At 70.2% G+C, this 17,735-nt stretch carries 8 protein-coding genes; 5 read left to right on the forward strand and 3 right to left on the reverse strand.

The genetic code is table 11. From position 1 onward, the window contains the following. Positions 1–163: 163 nt before the first annotated feature. Positions 164–364, reverse strand: a complete 201-nt coding sequence (locus ABD209_RS11870; RefSeq protein WP_344066514.1) for a hypothetical protein — start codon at positions 362–364, stop codon at positions 164–166. Between the two features lie 99 nt (positions 365–463). Beyond that, on the reverse strand, positions 464–1,216 hold the full coding sequence (locus tag ABD209_RS11875) for a lysophospholipid acyltransferase family protein (protein ID WP_344066517.1): 753 nt from the start codon (positions 1,214–1,216) through the stop codon (positions 464–466). A gap of 81 nt (positions 1,217–1,297) precedes the next feature. On the opposite strand from ABD209_RS11875, the gene recC reads away from it, so the two are divergent. Then, positions 1,298–4,888 (forward strand): exodeoxyribonuclease V subunit gamma, encoded by a 3,591-nt coding sequence (recC, locus tag ABD209_RS11880; protein ID WP_344066519.1) that lies wholly within the window; start codon positions 1,298–1,300, stop codon positions 4,886–4,888. Further along, on the forward strand, positions 4,885–8,331 hold the full coding sequence (locus ABD209_RS11885; protein ID WP_344066522.1) for a UvrD-helicase domain-containing protein: 3,447 nt from the start codon (positions 4,885–4,887) through the stop codon (positions 8,329–8,331). Before recC ends, ABD209_RS11885 begins: the two co-directional genes overlap by 4 nt. Before the next feature lie 65 nt (positions 8,332–8,396). Here ABD209_RS11885 and ABD209_RS11890 read toward each other — a convergent pair whose 3' ends face one another. Next, positions 8,397–9,575 carry a GNAT family N-acetyltransferase gene (locus tag ABD209_RS11890; protein WP_344066525.1) on the reverse strand — a complete coding sequence of 393 codons (1,179 nt, stop codon included), beginning with the start codon at positions 9,573–9,575 and terminating at the stop codon, positions 8,397–8,399. Between the two features lie 73 nt (positions 9,576–9,648). Here ABD209_RS11890 and ABD209_RS11895 point away from each other — a divergent pair, with 73 nt between their 5' ends. The 3 genes from ABD209_RS11895 to valS all read left to right on the forward strand — a co-directional run bounded on the left by ABD209_RS11895 (position 9,649) and on the right by valS (position 17,618). Beyond that, positions 9,649–11,628 carry an AAA family ATPase gene (locus ABD209_RS11895; protein WP_344066528.1) on the forward strand — a complete coding sequence of 660 codons (1,980 nt, stop codon included), beginning with the start codon at positions 9,649–9,651 and terminating at the stop codon, positions 11,626–11,628. A 9-nt stretch (positions 11,629–11,637) separates the two neighbouring features. Further along, positions 11,638–14,919: a DEAD/DEAH box helicase gene (locus ABD209_RS11900; RefSeq protein WP_344066531.1), complete on the forward strand. Its 3,282-nt coding sequence runs from the start codon at positions 11,638–11,640 to the stop codon at positions 14,917–14,919. A gap of 89 nt (positions 14,920–15,008) precedes the next feature. After that, the gene (valS, locus tag ABD209_RS11905; RefSeq protein ID WP_344066534.1) at positions 15,009–17,618 is read left to right on the forward strand and encodes a valine--tRNA ligase; all 2,610 of its coding nucleotides are present in this window, start codon (positions 15,009–15,011) and stop codon (positions 17,616–17,618) included. Positions 17,619–17,735: the final 117 nt, after the last annotated feature.

The raw sequence follows: 17,735 nt of genomic DNA on the forward strand, positions 1-17,735 counted from the left end.
CGCGGCTCCGCCCTCGGCTTCCGCAACCTCACCAACTACATCGCCCCCTCCCTACTCGAAACCGGCGGATTCAGACCACAACTACACCCTCGTTTGGGATGAGCCACTAAAGCGACCAGGCCCGCGACAGTGGTGACAGCTTGGATACGTTTCATAGTTCGCCCTAGTCCGTGAGCTTCTCGCCGACCCAGACGAGCACAAGGCCGCTAGCCGTGAGTGCGCCGAGGATCGGAAGGTCGTGGATGTAGAAGCCGATGGCCATCTTGATCACAACCCCGAGGGCCATGATTCCCCCGATCACCGCGATCACTAAACCCAACGCTCTTCTTCCTGAAGAACTCGCTTCCATCTGGCTCTGCGACATGACACCAACCCTTCGACGTGCGAAAATGCCGATACAATAACGGTACTCCCGGCGATTGGGTGGTTAAAGTCCTCATATCAGTGGACAAATCGACTGGGTTTAGCTGTTGAACTGGTCCTTGGAGCGGGTCATGTCCCGGTGGTCGAGCTCGGCCGCCGCCTCGGGAGTTGGGGCCGTTCCGCCAAGCCGGGCAGGCAGATAGCGCAGGTCGTCGCCGCTCAGCGTCGGGTAGGCCTGTTGCTGCCGGTGCAACTGTGTGGTCATCGCGATGCGCAGTTGCTCCGAAGCCGCCTCGACGTCGCCGCCCTTGGGGATCCAGATCGGCTCGCCGACCTCGATGAAGACCGGAATTCCTGAACGACCACGGTGCTTGGGCGCGTCCTTGGTCCAGACCCGCTGGGCTCCCCACAGCGTGGTCGGCAGTAGCGGGACGCCAGCATCGCGGGCCATCCGCGCAGCTCCGGACTTGAACGGTTTGAGCTCGAAGGAGCGCGACATCGTCGCCTCGGGGAAGACTCCGACGATCTCGCCCGCCTTCAACGCCGCGAGCGCGTCGCGATAGGACGACGCCCCGCTGGCCCGGTCGACGGGGATGTGCTTCATCCCGCGCATCAGCCGACCCGCGACGGGATGCTCGAAGATCGACTTCTTGGCCATGAAGCGGACGTAGCGCTTGTTCTTGCGGGCGGCCAGACCGGCATAGGTGAAGTCGAAGTAGCTCAGGTGGTTGATTGCCATCACCGCCCCGCCCTCGCGCGGGATGTTGTCCTCGCCGATGATCGTGAAGCGCAGGCCTTGAGCGCGAAAGACGCTGCGGGCGATGCCGATGACCGGGGCGTAGACGGGCTCCATGGGCCAAGGCTATTGGTCCGCCGCCTAGCGCGTCTGCCCAGGCCGGCTGGGTTGTCGGTGGGTCGTCCTAGGGTGTCGCTCATGGCCGTGCACCTGCATCGAGCCCGGCGAACCGATCTGCTCGCGGATGGTCTTGCCGGGGTCCTCGCGGTGCCCCTGGCCGACCCCTTCGCGCAGGAGGTCGTCGTGGTCCCCGCCAAGGGGGTCGAGCGCTGGTTGACGCAACGATTGGCACACCGGCTCGGCGCCCGCCCGGGGGGCGACGACGGCGTCTGCGCGGGCGTGGACTTCCGCACCCCGAACTCCCTGGTGACGCTCCTGCTCGGCACGGACCGTGATGATCCCTGGCTGCCCGCTCAGTTGGTCTGGCCGGTGCTCGCCGCGATCGATGCCCAGCTGGATCAGCCGTGGGCGCGGGCGCTGGCAACCCACCTCGGCCACGGGGATGAGTCGCCGATGGGGCGGATCCGCGCGCAACGGCGCTACTCGGTCGCGAGCCGCCTCGCCGGCCTCTTCCATTCGTATGCCGGGCAGCGGCCCGCGCTGCTGGCCGCGTGGGAGTCGGGTGATGATGCCGCACCCGACGCCTCGTGGCCGGACGGTGCGGGCGGGGCACTGGATTCCGACTTGCGGTGGCAACCGCACCTGTGGCGAGCCATCGTCGCCGGGATCGACGCACCGACACCGGGCAAACGGCATACGGACACGGTTGCGCGGCTGCGTTCGGGGGAGGACATGCCGGACCTCCCCGTTCGGCTCTCGCTCTTCGGCCACACCCGGCTCGCGCGCACCGAGATCGAGTTGCTCGACGCCCTCGGGACTCACCGCGACGTGCACGTATGGCTGCCCCATCCCTCCCCCCGGCTATGGCAGAAACTCACGCCGGCGTTGACGGAACCAGTGATCCCCCGCGCCGACGACGGCACGGGCGCACTGGTCGGGCATCCGTTGCTCGCCTCGCTGGGGCGCGACCTGCGCGAGTTGCAGCGGGGGCTGGGCGCGATCGGCCACGATGCGCTCGCCCAGCATGCGATCGCCCAGCATGCGATCGCCCAGCATGCGTTCGGCCAGGAGGCGATCGGTCAGGACGCGATCCGTCAGGACGCGAGCGAGGCGGCCGCCACGCTCGCGGCGCAGGGGCCGGCCGACCAGCTCGATCCGACGTCCCCGACGTGGCTGCAGCGATTGCAGGACGACCTCGCCGCCGACCGGTCGCCGGGCGCTGTCGCCGCAACGCTGGCCTCAACGGTGCGCCGCGGTGCGGAATCGGTCGACGGCTCGATCCAGATCCACGCCTGCCATGGTCCGGCGCGCCAGGTCGAGGTATTACGCGAAGTCCTGCTCGGGCTGCTCGCCGACGACCCGACTCTGGAGCCGCGCGACATCCTGGTGATGTGCCCGGACATCGAGACCTTCGCCCCATTGATCCAAGCGGCCTTCGGCCTGGACGATCTGCATTTCGACCGGGCCGCCCACCCCGCACACCAGTTGCGGGTGCAACTGGCCGACCGGGCGCTGACGGCGACGAACCCGCTGATGGCGGTGGCGGCGCGCCTGGTGGACCTGGCCGCGGGTCGCATCACCGCGCGTGACCTGCTGGACCTCGCGGCCGACCCGCCGGTCCGGCGCCGCTTCGCCTTCGATGAGTCCGATCTGGAGCAACTGGGGCGTTGGGTCGAGCAGGCGGGGGTTCGGTGGGGTCTCGATCTGCGTCACCGCGGCCGATACGGCCTGCCGGACGTCGGCGACAACACCTGGAGCGCGGGTCTGGACCGGCTACTGCTCGGCGTGACCCGCGGTGGCGCCGATCACGCGGCCGCCGGCCGCCTCCCCCTGGAGGACGTCGACAGCGCGGCGATCGACCTCGCGGGACGCTTGGCCGAGTTCGTCGACCGGATCGAGCTGATCCGCACCTCCTTCATCGGATCGCACTCGGCGCGGGCCTGGGCGAACGCCCTGCGCGAGGGCGTCGACGCTGTGACCGATGTGCCCCTGAGCGACATCTGGCAGCGCGCGGAGCTGGATCGCGAACTGCGCCAAGTCACGGCGTCGTCGACGGGCGAGCTGCACCTGCAACTCGGCGACGTCCGCGCGCTCCTGAACGACCGACTTGTTGGTCGGCCGAATCGGGCGAACTTTCGCACCGGCGGCTTGACGGTCTGCACCATGGTGCCGATGCGCTCGGTGCCCCACCGGGTGATCGCCCTGCTCGGCCTCGACGACGGGTCATTCCCCCGGGGCAGCGCGGTGGACGGTGACGACGTCTTAGCCCGGCGGCCGTTGACGGGTGAGCGCGACACTCGCAGCGAAGATCGCCAACTTCTGCTCGACGCAATCTGTGCTGCCACCGACACCCTGGTCGTCACCTACACCGGGGCCGACCCGCAGACGGGCGCGTCCCGGCCGCCGGCCGTGCCCTTGGGCGAGCTCATCGATGCCGCTCGGGCGACCATCGGCCTGCCCATTACCGACGACAATGACCCCGTCCGCCCCGCCGGCACGGCGCCGGTCCGACACCACCCGTTGCAGGCTTTCGATGCTCAGAATCTTCAGGCCGGCGATTCGCCCCCGGCGCCAGACCTGCCGTTCAGCTTCGATCCGACGGCCCTGGATGCCGCGCGGGCCGCCCGGACACCGCACCCTGCGCCCGGTCCCGGAATCATCCTGACCGGGCCGCTGCCGGCCGCGGAGGTCCGCGACCTCGACCTCGCCGAACTGATCGCCTTCTTCGACAACCCGGCGCGCGCCTTCCTGCGCGGGCGCCTGGGCGTCGGGCTGCCCCTCGAGGACGAACCGCCGAGCGACGCCATCCCGATCGAACTCGACAACCTCGAACACTGGGCCGTCGGTGACCGAGCGCTGGCCGAGCTGCTCGCCGGCCGCTCACCGAGCCAGATCGTCGACGCAGAACGTCTGCGAGGCACGCTTCCGCCGCGCGAGCTCGGCACCGCTGTCCTCAACGACGTCGGCCCGATCGGCGAGGCGATCGCGGGCGCAACGGCCGCCGTGCGGCGGGAGATCGGAGCGCCCTCGGGTGACCCGGTCCGCGCGGTCGATGTCGCCCTCGACCTTCCGGACGGGCGTCGCCTGACCGGAACCGTCGGACAAGTGCTGGGACGCACACATCTCGTGACGACCTACTCCACGCAGAGGGCCAAGCAGCGCCTGCATCTATGGATCGCGCTGCTCGCCTTGACCGCCGGCGCCGAGCCAGGTCCGTGGCAGGCGGTCGGGGTGGGCCGTCGCGGCCGCGGCGCCGGGCTTGTCCGAGTCGGCACGATCGCGCCCGACGACGCCCGGGCAGCGCTACTCGACCTCATCGCCGTCCACGACATGGGCCGGCGCGAGCCGCTGCCCCTCTTCCCAGCGACGAGCTATGAGTACGCCACCAAACTCGGCACCAACCCGCGATCCGGGGTGCGCGCGGACGAACTCGCGGGACGCGCCTGGGAGGGTGGGCGCTTCGCCGACGACGCCGGCGAGCGGGCCGAGAAGTGGATCGCTCGCGTGCACGGACGGCACGTGCCGTATGCCGCGGTGACGGCGGCGCCGCCATCGGCTGAGACCTGGCCGGGCATGCCGAGGAGATATGCCGAGGTCGTGCCTCATCGCCTCGGCCAGCTGGCGCTGCGGGTCTGGCTCCCAGCGATAGAGGCAGGGGTCACATCGTGAGCACGCCCATCCCCCATCCGGCTGTCGAGGCCGCGGTCAGCGTGCCCGACCAGACGCCACGACGGATCCACCCCGAACCCGGGGTTGAGGCCGCGACCTTCGACATCTCCGGGCCGCTGCCGCGCGGCACGACCATGCTCGAAGCGAGCGCAGGCACCGGCAAGACCTGGACGATCGCCGCCCTGGTGACCCGTTATGTCGCCGAGGGCGTCCCGCTCGATGCGCAGCTCGTCGTCACCTTCGGCCGAGCGGCGAGCCAGGAGTTGCGCGAGCGCGTCCGCGACAGGCTGACCAGCACCGAGCGTTTCCTGAGCGACCCGGTCGCCCGGCGCGAGCCGAAGGGTCGCCTGCAGAAGGCGCTCGTCGCGGACGCCAGTGATGCCGAACTGGACCTGCGCCATCGTCGGGTGCGCGATGCGCTGGGCGCCTTCGACAATGCCACGATCGCCACGATTCATCAGTTCTGCCAGTTGGTGCTGCGCAGCCTCGGCGTCGCTGGTGACGCCGACCCCGGCGCGACGCTCGTGGAGGACCTGGACGATCTGCGCCGCGAAGTCGTCGACGACGTCTACCTGCGCACCTTTGCCGACCACCTGACCCCGCCTTTCGACTACGCGACCGCGAAGGAGATCGCGGCGGAAGTGGTCACCGATTCAGCGGCCATGATCACACCGACCCACCCCGCCGACGGTTCCGTCGCCGCAGCCCGGGTGGCCTTTGCCCGGCACGTTCGGTCGGAGCTCGCCCATCGCAAGCGGCAACTGGGCGTGCTGGGCTACGACGACCTGCTGGCCGATCTCGCCAGAGCTCTCGAACCGGAGCAATCCCCCGCCCGGATCCGCATGCGCGAGCGTTGGCGGGTCGTCCTGGTCGACGAATTCCAGGACACCGACCCGGTCCAGTGGCAGGTCTTCGAGCGCGCCTTCCACGGGCACTCGACGATGATCCTGATCGGCGACCCCAAGCAGGCGATCTATGCCTTCCGAGGCGGGGACGTCGAGACCTACTTGCACGCCCGGGCGAAGGCCGACCACCACGCCACCCTGGCCGAGAACAGGCGCTCGGACGGGCCGCTGGTCGAGACCATCACGGCCACCTTGCAGGGCACGGCACTGGGCCACCCCGACATCGTCGTGCGCCGGGTCGACGCCGCCCGAGCAGGTTCTCGCCTCACCGGTGTGCCCGTCCCCGCGCCCTGGCGATTACGCGTTGCGGCCCGCGAGAGCTTCGCCGGCAGGGCCGGCGAACTGCCGCGCGTGGCGCGCACCCGTCCGGCGATCGCCGTGGATGTCGCCGCCGACATCAAGCGGCTCCTGCTCTCGGGGGCGCAGTTCGACGGTCGTCCGCTAGCTCCCAATGACGTCAGCGTCCTGTGCTCGACCGGCAATCAGCTGATGCTGGTTCGTGACGCCCTGCACGCACACCAGGTTCCGGCTGTCCTCGGGGCGGACGAGAGCGTCTTCCACTCGCCGGCGGCTCTGGAGTGGCTGGCGCTTCTGGAAGCGATGGAGACCCCGAACCGATCGACTCGCGTCCGCGCCGCTGCCTTGACCAGCTTCTTCGGGCACTCCCCTGTGGACCTCGACGCCCAGGGCGACCGCCTGACGGAGACCCTTGCGGAGCGCCTGCGCCGCTGGGCGGAGTTGTTCGCGCTGCGCGGAATACCGGCTGTCCTGGAGGCCGCGAATGCTGGCGGGCTGCCGGGCCGGGTCCTGGCTTCGGTGGGCGGCGAGCGCGAGCTGACCGATCTACGGCACATCGCCGAGTCGCTACACGGGGAGGCTCGGCGCCGCCAACTCGGTCTGATCGCGTTGGTGGCGTGGCTGCGCGAGCAGATCGCCGACTCCCGCCTGCGTGGGTCGACTCCGCGGAGCCGGCGGTTGGCCAGCGATGCTGCCGCGGTCCAACTCTCGACGATCCACGGCAGCAAAGGCCTGCAATTCCCGATCGTCTATGCGCCCTTCCTCGCCGATCGCCACGTCCCGGATGCCCCGAAGTACCCGCGCTATCACCGCGACGGCATCCGCTGCCTCGATGTCAGCGGCGCACCCCACCCACAGGTCATCGAGCAGGCCCGCATCGAGGACGACGGCGAGAGCCTGCGCCTGCTCTATGTCGCCATCACCCGCGCCCAGAGTCAGTTGGTGACGTGGTGGGCGCCAACGACGACGACGCGTGGTGCACCACTGCACCGGGTGCTCTTCGGCCGCGATCCCCGATCGGTCGGGTCCCCCGAGGCTGAGGCGCCCGTCCCGCGCACCCACAATGACGCCGGCATCCGGCTCAAACAGGTCTGGTTTCCGGCGGGCGGGCCGGCACCGGAGCAGATGGAGCCGATTGAGGTCCCGGACGGGCCGTTGGCCACCATGGCCGAGCGACCACTCGCCGTTCGCTCCTTCACCCGCGGCATCGATACCCAGTGGCGCCGCACCTCCTACAGCGCCCTGACCCGAGCGGCCGACGAGGCCGGGCTCACGGCCAGCGGCTTCGAACCCGAGAGCCCGGTCAAGGACGACGAAGCGCCCGCAGCCGAGATCCTCCCGGGCCTCGAAACCGCGCCATCGGAACCCCGGCTGGACCTCGCGGGGGCCATCCCCTCCCCCATGGCGGATCTGCCGGTCGGCGCAACCTTCGGGTCCCTCGTCCACGAGGTGCTCGAGCATGCCGACCCGGCCGCGCCCGACCTGCGGACCGAACTCCTGGCACGCATCGAGGAGTCGCTGATCCGCTGGCCGGTCGCGCTTGCCACAGGTGACCTCGCCACTGCGCTCGTCGCCGTGTGCACGACACCTCTCGGGCCGCTCCTCGGCGGGACGACATTGGTCGACATCGGTCGACGGGATCGGTTGTGCGAGTTGGGCTTCGAGTTCCCACTTGCCGGCGGGGACCGGTCCATCAGTGAGCCGGCGACCGGGGCCACGCCGGCGGATGGCTCGTCCCTGATGCTGCGCGACCTCGCGCCGGTGCTGCGAGCACACCTTCCGCACGACGATCCCGTGCGGTCGTATGCCGATGCCCTAGATCGCCCCGATCTCGGCGGTCAGGCGCTGCGTGGCTACCTGACGGGCTCGATCGACCTGGCCCTGCGCGTCGACGGCCGCTATGTCGTCGTCGACTACAAGACCAACTGGCTCGGGCCACCCGACGCCGCGCTGACCGCGGGCGACTACGGCCCGGATGCCCTGGTTGCGGCCATGCAGCACTCCTCCTACCCCCTCCAGGCATTGCTGTATGCCGTTGTCCTGCATCGCTTCCTGCGCTGGCGCCTGCCGGGATACGACCCCGAGACGCACCTCGGTGGCGTGGTCTATCTCTATCTGCGCGGCATGTGTGGCCCGGAGACCCCGATCATCGACGGCAACCCGACCGGCGTCTTCTCCTGGCGACCGTCCGCTGCGCTGGTCATCGCGTTGTCGGACCTGCTCGATCGGAGGGCGGCATGAGGCGAGCAGGCAGGGACGCCTTGGTGGGGCACGTGCCGGTCCACGCGAGCGACGGTGTGGCGCGGTCAGTGGCGCCCGTCGCCGCGCAGAGGGGCGCCCTCCGCGCGTCGGGCCATGGTCACATCGTCGCGATCATCGCCGGCCGCGACCCTGATCGCCCCGGGGATACGACCGACCTCGGCATACCCGAAGCGGGCATAGAAGTCCCCCAGCCCACTCCCACTGCGATACCCCAGTTGCAGCAACTCCGCGCCGTCCGCCGGGGCCGCGCGATGCGCACCCGCCATCAGCAAGGCACCGAAGTTCCTCCCCTGGTGTGCAGGATCGACCATCAGGCGATAGAGCCAACGCCCATGCGCGAGAAGGGGGTTCGCGACCTGCGCCCACCAGGCCCAACCGACGAGATCGCCGGCCGCAGTGCGCAGGCCCACGCCGAATGCCCGGCCGGACGCCATCTGGGCCTCGTGGTCGGCGAGCGAGGCGGCCACCCGGCTCCGCGGTGCGCCCGGCACGAAGCCAACGGAACCTCCCGCCTCGGTGACCCGGCACCACAGACCGAGCACCTGCTCCCGCGCGCTGTCGTCCAGCCGGTCGACCCGGGCCACGGTCGGGGCGGCATACCGAGTGGAGGCACCGCTGCCGAGCGGGTCGTCAGGCCGCGAATCAGCACCGATAGCGTCGAGCCCGGCGCGCTCGGCCGTGCGTATCGACGCGATGTTGCTGTCCTTCACCAACGCTTCGATCCTGCCCGGCAACCACTCTGTGGCAGCGACGACCGCGGCTCGGGCGGCCTCGATGGCCAGGCCCTTACCGTGGGCAGCGGTCGCGAGTCGGTAGTAGAGATTGAGCCGGCCGGGCCCGTCCGGACGGACACCCGCAACCCCGATCCGCGCACCGGTGGCTCGATCGGAGACGATCCAGTAGTCGAAGCCGTCGCTCCCCCACGCCGACAGTTGTGTCTCGAAGCCCGCGCGCGCCTCGTCACGTGTCGGCCGCGCGTAGGGCGCGTGGCGGTAGAGAGCCGGATCCGTATGCAGCGCGAGACAGACGGGCTCGTCACCGCTTTCCGGGCGACGCAACCGCAGCCGGCGGGTATGCAGATCGGTCAGTGCCGCCGTCGCCTCCGGGGTCGCCATGGACGACGAGAGGGCAGCTGCTCCGCCGCTGTCAGCAACCGACGCCGATCCGAGCTGGCTACCCTGGACGGGAGATCGGTCGGCGTCATACTCCTCCGGGCCGGCCATTCCGGCACCGTAACCGTCCCCGCCTCCCGTGGCGAACTCGTCGCCACCCGGCCGAGCTCAGGTAAGCACGTCGATGGCTGACCTCGACCGCACTCCCGGCCCCTACGACCGCCAGACCGCCCGCCGGGCCGAGGGCATCCTCGCCGAGGCCAATGCCGCGCAGGTGCTCGGCGTGGCCGACGTGCACGTGGCCGCCCGGCTGGCCCGGCTGCTCGACATCCGCGATCCTGCCATCACGCTGGCCGCGGCCCTCGCTGTCCGGGCCGTGCGCACCGGGTCGGTGGCGTGTGACCTGACGACCGTCCATGCGCTGGACCCAGAATTCGCCTGGCCCCCGACAACCGCGGACGCAGCCGCCTGGCTTGCCGCGGTCGAGGCAAGTCCGCTTGTCGCCCAACGGATTCTGCGCAGCGAGTTCGGCCTGCTCTATCTCGACCGCTACTGGGAGCAAGAGGTCGCGGTGGCCGAGAGCCTGCGACAGCGCGCTGCGTTGCCCCCACCGCAGGTGGATGATGCGACCCTCGCCGCCGCCCTCGATCGCCTCTTCCCCGATCCGCGTGACGCCGACCAGCGTCGCGCGGGCGAACTCGCCGTGCGTTCTCGGACGACGATCATCACCGGGGGTCCCGGCACCGGCAAGACCACGACGGTCGCCAGGGTGCTGGCGCTGCTGGCCGAGCAGCATACGGCCGCAGGCGCCAGCGGTGACTTGCGCGTCGCGCTCGTCGCGCCCACTGCCAAGGCGGCCAACCGCCTCGGTGGCGCCTTCGTCACCGCGCGCGAGGCCCTGCCAGCAGCCGACCGCGCACGGGTCGCGGATGCCGGAGCCACGACCCTGCACCGGCTGCTCGGTTGGAATCCGACCGCGCGCAGCCGGTTCCGGCACAACCGCGACAACCGGCTCCCTCATGACGTGGTCGTCCTGGACGAAGCGTCGATGGTCTCGCTAACCCTGATGGCCCGGCTGCTGGAGGCGCTGCGTCCGAGCACGAGGTTGCTCGTGGTCGGCGACCCCGACCAACTCGCCTCGGTCGAGGCGGGCGCGGTGCTCGCCGACCTCGTGGCGGGCCTGGGTGCCGACGGCGCCCAGGAGCACTCGGACGCCGGTCCCGCGCCCGCCGACGAAGCGTCGGCGGCAGCGCCGCGCTCGACCATCGGCGCCCGGCACCCGGGTGCTGGTCCCGCGCTCGCCGACGGGGCGTCCGCGGCGCCGAGCCCCTCCCAGGACGGGGACGTCGGTCCCACCGTCATCGAGGACGTGCCGGCGGCAGCGCCGAGACCGGTCCAGAGCGTGGCCCGGCTGCGGCATACGTATCGTTTCGGGGGCACCATCGGCGAGCTTGCCGAAGCGATCCGCGCCGGTGACGCGGCGGCCACCCTCCGCCTGCTCACGGGCGGCGCGCCGGAGGCGACGCTGATCCCCGACGCCGAGCCGCGCAAGGCCCTGCTCGTCGCCTCCGCGCTGACCCTGCGTGAGCGGGCCCTCGATGGCGACGCGCGAGGCGCTCTCGACGCGCTCGCGCATCATCGCTTGCTGTGCGCCCACCGCACCGGCCCGGTCGGGGTCACGCACTGGAACCGCCTCGTCACCCAGTGGCTCAGCGAACGGGTCGATGACAACTTCTGGGCGGCCTACTATCCCGGCCGGCCGCTGCTGGTGACGACGAACGACTACGGCATGGACCTTTTCAACGGCGACACCGGCGTTGTCCTGCGCCGCGACGGGCGGCTGATCGCCGCGTTCGACCGCGGCACGCAGACCCGGCAGATCGCGGTCGCGCGCTTGAGCGATGTCGAGACGATGTATGCCGCAACGGTCCACAAGAGCCAGGGCAGCCAGGCCGAGCACGTCACGGTCGTGCTGCCCGAGATGGACTCGCCCCTGCTGACCCGAGAGCTCATCTACACCGCCGTGACCCGGGCCCAACGCGAGGTCACCGTGATCGGCACCCCCGCCGCGATCGTTGAAGGCCTGGCGCGCCGTAGCGTGCGCGCTTCGGGCCTGCGTCAGCGCTTGACCCAGGATTTCCCGACACTGAGTCCGCAGGGTTAGTTTGAGCGGATGAACTCGCCCATCGCCGCAGCCACGTGGCTGGGTGAGTTGACCGACGAGTTGATCAGTCGGCAGGTCGACCCGGGGACCTTCGTGCGCGGCCGCGGCTATGCCGATTCGGGGATGGTCCGCAATCTGACCTCTGCCGACCGGGGCCGGATGCTGCTCGCCGAGGTCGAGGGCACGCGCAGCCGCCCCTATCAGACGCTGATCACGGTCACCGACACCCACCGGGGCCCGGGTCCACGCTGGACGTCGCGCTGCAGCTGCCCGGTCGGCACGGACTGCAAGCACACGGTGGCTGTCCTCCTCCATGCCCGGGCCCGCTTCGCCGAAGCGAACGCGGGGCCGGTCACCCCGGACTGGGAGCAGGCGCTGCGGCGGCTGATCGAGGCCCGAGCGGAGCCCAAGGACACCGCGCCTGGACTGGGCCTGATCATCGACCCGCTGCCGGTTGCCGCGAACTACCGCGCGATGATGGGCCAGCCCCGCATCGCCCTCCGCCCGACCCGGCGTACCAAGACCGGGCAGTGGGCGCGCAACCTGACGTGGTCCGAACTCGCCTCCCCCGGTGGGTCGCGAATGCCGATGAACCGCACCCAGATGGGCGCCCTGCGCGCCATCCACGACTTACATCGGATCGCCGGCGGCCGCGACGGCTACTTCTACACGACCTCCGAGATCTATCTCGGCGCACTCGGGATCCGCGTCTGGCCGCTGCTGCGTCAGGCCCTCGAATCGGGCGTCGAACTCGTGGCCGGCCCCAATGTGAACGGTGACCTGCGCCTGATCCGCGAGCCCGGACGGATCGTCATCGACGCCACCCGGGACGACAACGAGATCGTGCTGCGCACCACCGTGGACACAAGCGGGGACCTCGGCCCGGTCCAGGGCGTGCAGATCCTCGGGGAGCCACCACACGGCCTGGCCGTTCAAACGCGCGACGGCCTGGCCCTCCTCGGGCTCGAGGCCGAGATCGACCCGCAGTTGACGGACCTGCTCACCCGGCACGGCGAATTGCGGATCCCCGGCGCCGACACCGACCGCTTCGTCCACCTCTATCTGCCCCGCCTCAGCCGCCAGGTCCGCGTGACCTCGCGCGATGCCAGCGTCACCATCCCCGAACAACCCCGCCCGATCGTCCGCGTGCGGGTCGCGACCCCCACCCCCCAGCACATCGAGCTCGCCCTCGACATCGCGTATGCCGCCCCCTCCGGGACGATCCTGACCGCCGACGGCGGCGCTCTCTTGCCGCACGACCACGACGCTGAGCAGCAACTTATCGCCAGCCTGGACGTCCTGGACGCCATCCCATCGGCCCGGATGCGCCGGGGCACCGAATACGCCGGGCATTGGGATCTGGCCAATCGCGTGGTCCTCCACGCGATGGCCGCCGTCCGCTTCATGGATGATGTCCTGCCCGAGCTCGAGGCCGGGCCGGATATCCATCTGGTGGTCGAGGACGAGCTGACCAGCTTCACCGAGGCCACCGAGGCCCCGGTCATCGATGTCACGCTCCGCGACGGCGCCGACGGGCACACCGACTGGTTCGACTTGGGCGTCTCGGTGACTGTCGGTGAGGAGCAGGTGCCGTTCGAGCCGCTCTTCAGAGCACTCGCGGCCGGTGACGATGCCCTGCTGCTGGACTCGGGCACCTGGTTCCGCCTGGACGACCCCGCCCTGGACCGCCTGCGCGAGTTGATCGCCGAGGCTCGCGAACTGGTCGACCCCGGCCGGCCGATGCGCCTCTCGCGTTATCACGTGGGGCTCTGGGACGACCTTGCCGAACTCGGTTTCACCTCCGTCGACAGCGCCGCCTGGACCGCGAGCATCGAGCGGCTGCGCGACCTCGCCGTCGCCGAGCCAGCCCCGGTTCCCGCGGGCCTGCAGGCGACCCTGCGGCCCTATCAGGTCGACGGCTATCGCTGGCTGGCCAGCATCTGGGACGCCGGCCTCGGCGGCATCCTCGCCGATGACATGGGCCTGGGAAAGACGCTCCAGACCATCGCGCTGCTCGAAAGAGCCAGGGCCGCAGGAGAACTCGACAATCCTGTGCTGGTCGTCGCCCCGACCAGCGTGCTCGGCGTCTGGGCGAGCGAGGCCGAGAAGTTCGCCCCCGAGCTGCGCGTCACCGTGCTCGCCGAGACGGCCAAGCGGCGCGGCTCGTCGGTCGCGCAGGCGAGCTCGGGCGCGCATCTGGTGGTCACGTCCTACGCCGTCGCTCGCATCGACGGGGACGACTTCGCCGCGGCAAGCTGGCTCGGACTGGTCCTCGACGAGGCGCAATACGTCAAGAACCACCAGGCCAAGACGCACCACATGCTGCGCACGATCGGCGCGCCGTTCACCCTGGCGATGACCGGCACCCCGCTAGAGAACTCGCTGATGGACCTGTGGTCGCTGCTCGCTCTCGTCGCGCCGGGCCTGTATCCGCGCGCCGACCGGTTCACCGAGCACTACCGTCGCCCGATCGAGTCGGGCGAGTCGCCCGAGATGCTCAACCGGCTGCGCCGCCGGATCAAGCCGCTGATGTTGCGCCGCACCAAGGAGATGGTGGCCGCCGACCTGCCTCCGAAGCAGGAGCAGCGGCTCGCCGTCGAACTGACTCCGGCGCACCGACGCCTCTACGACCAGCACCTGCAGCGCGAACGCCAGCGCGTCCTCGGCCTGCTCGACGACCCGGTCGGCAACCGGGTCGCGATCCTCGCCTCGCTGACCCGGCTGCGGCAACTGAGCCTGGATCCGGCGCTGATCGACGCCGAGAAGTGGGGCTCGGGCCGGCCGGCCAAGGTCGAAGCCCTCATCGAGCAGCTTCAGGAGTTGCGCGCAGAGGGACACCGGGCGCTGGTCTTCAGCCAGTTCACCGGCTTTCTGCGCCGCGTCGAGAGCCACCTGGCCGAGGCGGGCATCAGCACCGAATATCTCGACGGCGCGACCCGCAACCGGGCCGACGTCGTCAAACGTTTCCGCACCGGCAACGCCGACGCCTTCCTCATCTCACTCAAGGCCGGCGGCGTGGGTCTGACGCTGACCGAGGCCGACTATGTCTTCGTCCTCGACCCGTGGTGGAATCCCGCCGCCGAGGCTCAGGCGATCGACCGCGCCCACCGGATCGGTCAGACCAAGATGGTCATGGTCTACCGGCTGATTGCCACCGGCACCATCGAGGAGAAGGTCGTGGAGTTGCAACAGCGCAAGCGAGATCTCTTCGATCGCGTTGTCGATGAGGGCGGGGCGATGTCGGGCCAGATCACGGCCGACGACATCCGGGCGCTACTCGACGCCGACTGAGCTGCCGGCCCCGGTGCGAGAGTAGGTGCGCCAAGGGTGCCGTATATGTGGTCGAGGGCACGCCCGCGCGGATGAAAGAATCCGACACCATGACCACCACACCCGCCTCGCCTCGCGCCATCCCCGAGCGGCCAACGCTCGACGGACTCGAGGAGAAGTGGGGGGTCGTATGGCAGCAGCAAGGCACCTTCGCCTTCGACCGCGCTCGCGCGCTGTCCCTCCCCCGCGACCAGATCTTCGCAATCGACACCCCGCCGCCGACCGCGAGCGGCAGCCTGCATATGGGGCACGTGTTCAGCTTCACCCACACCGACTGCATGGCCCGCTACCAGCGGATGCTGGGCCGGGAGGTTTTCTATCCGATCGGCTGGGACGACAACGGCCTGCCGACCGAGAAGCGCGTGCAGAACTTCTACGGCGTGCGCGGCGATGCGACCCTGCCGTATGTCGAGGGTTATGAGCCGCCCCATCGCGGCACCGCCCGCTCGATCAAGTCCGCCGATGAGCAGCCCATCAGCCGCCGCAACTTCCTTGAACTGTGCGAAGATCGCACGATCGAGGATGAGAAGAGCTTCGAGTCCACCTTCCGCCGCCTCGGCCTCTCCTTCGACTGGGACCAGACATATCGCACCATCGACGACCGCTCGCGCGCGACCTGCCAGTGGGCCTTCATCCGCAATGTCCAGCGGGGCGAGGCCTACCAGTCCGAGGCGCCGGGCCTGTGGGATGTCACCTTCCAGACTGCCGTCGCGCAGGCCGAGCTGGAAGCCCGTGACTACCCCGGCCACTACCACCGGGTCGCCTTCCACGCCGCCGACGGGCCGGTCTACATCGAGACCACCCGCCCCGAACTCATCCCCAGCGTGGTCGCGCTCATCGCCCACCCCGACGACGAGCGGTATGCCGCCCGCTTCGGCACCACGGTCACCTCGCCGCTCTTCGGGGTCGAGATCCCGGTGCTCGCGCACCCGGCCGCCGAGATGGACAAGGGCGCCGGCATCGCCATGTGCTGCACCTTCGGCGACCTGACCGATGTGCTCTGGTGGCGCGAACTGCGCCTGCCCACCCGGTCGCTGATCACCCGCACCGGCCGGATGCACCACGAGAGCCCCGAATGGCTCGTCGGCACCCCCGGCGAGGCGCTGTACGCCGAGCAGGTGGCGGGCAAAACGGCATACGGAGCACGGGAGGCGATCGTCGCCGCGCTGCGGGCATCCGGCGACCTCGACGGCGAGCCGACGGCCACCCAGCGCAAGGCGAACTTCTACGAGCGCGGCGAGAAGCCGCTGGAGATCGTCACCACCCGCCAGTGGTACATCCGCAATGGCGGGCGCGACCCCGAACTCAACGCCGAACTCGTCGCGCGCGGAGACCAGATCGCCTTCCACCCGGCCTTCATGCACAGCCGCTATGCCAACTGGGTGGCCGGCCTCAATGGCGACTGGCTGGTCTCGCGGCAGCGCTTCTTCGGCCCGTCCATCCCGGTCTGGTATCCGCTGGACCAGGACGGGGAACCGGTGTGGGACAACTACATTCTGCCAAGCGAGGAGATGCTCCCGGTCGACCCGATGGCCCAGCCGGCGCCCGGCTACACCGAGGACCAGCGCGGCAAGCCCGGCGGTTTCGTCGGCGACCCCGACGTCTTCGACACCTGGGCGACCTCGTCGCTGACTCCGCAGATTGCGCTCGGCTGGCGCCGGGATGACGAACTCTTCGGCCACCTCTTCCCGATGGACATGCGCCCCCAGGCGCACGACATCATCCGCACCTGGCTCTTTGCGACGGTGGTGCGCGCGCACTGGGAGTTCGGTTCGATCCCGTGGACCAATGCCGCGATCTCCGGCTTCATCCTCGACCCGGACCGCAAGAAGATGAGCAAGTCCAAGGGCAACGTGGTCACGCCCGAGGACACCCTCAAGGAGCACAGCTCCGACGCGGTGCGCTACTGGGCGGCCAGCGGCCGGCTCGGGACCGACGCGGCCTACGACATCGGCCAGATGAAGGTCGGCCGGCGCCTGGCGATCAAACTGCTCAACGCGACGAAGTTCGCCCTCGGCTTCGGCGATGTCACCGGCGACCTCGCGGCCGTCGTGACCGAGCCGCTCGACCTGGCGATGCTCGCCGGGTTGCGCGAAGTCGTGGCCCGAGCCACCGCGGGCTTCGAGGCGTGGGACTTCACCCGCAGCCTGGAGGTCACCGAGAGCTTCTTCTGGACCTTCTGCGACGACTATCTCGAGTTGGTCAAGGACCGGGCCTACGGCGGCCAGGGCGAGGCGGCGGCGGCGAGCGCCCGCGCGGCGCTGCGGCTCGGGCTCGATGTCCTGCTGCGCCTGCTCGCGCCGATCCTGCCCTATGCCACCGAGGAGGTCTGGTCGTGGTGGCACGAGGGGTCGATCCACCGGTCGTCCTGGCCGACCGTCGAGGAACTCCCGGCCGGCGGCGATCCGTCGGTGCTCGCGTCGGTGGGGGCGGCGCTGGCCGCCGTGCGCAAGGCGAAGTCCGAGGCCAAGATGAGTATGCGCGCGGAGGTCACCTCGATCACCTTCACCGGCCCAGCGGCGGCACTCGATGAGATCCGTTCTGCCGCAGGCGATCTGCGCGCCGCCGGACACATCACGGTCGACCCGGCGTATGCCGTTGCCGACGTCTTAGGCGCCACCGACGTCACGCTCGTCTCGGTGGCGAAGCCGACCGCTTGACCGAGGCTGGGCTGAATCGGACGCAGGCGGGCTCGCCCACCCCCGTGCCCAAGTGCCGAACCGGCCCTGCCCCTGGAGAGCCGTGGGACCCAGAAGAGTCTGATCCGGCCCTCTCGA

The sequence above is a fragment of the Nostocoides vanveenii genome (assembly GCF_039531165.1).
GTDB classification, from domain to species: Bacteria; Actinomycetota; Actinomycetes; order Actinomycetales; family Dermatophilaceae; genus Nostocoides_A; species Nostocoides_A vanveenii.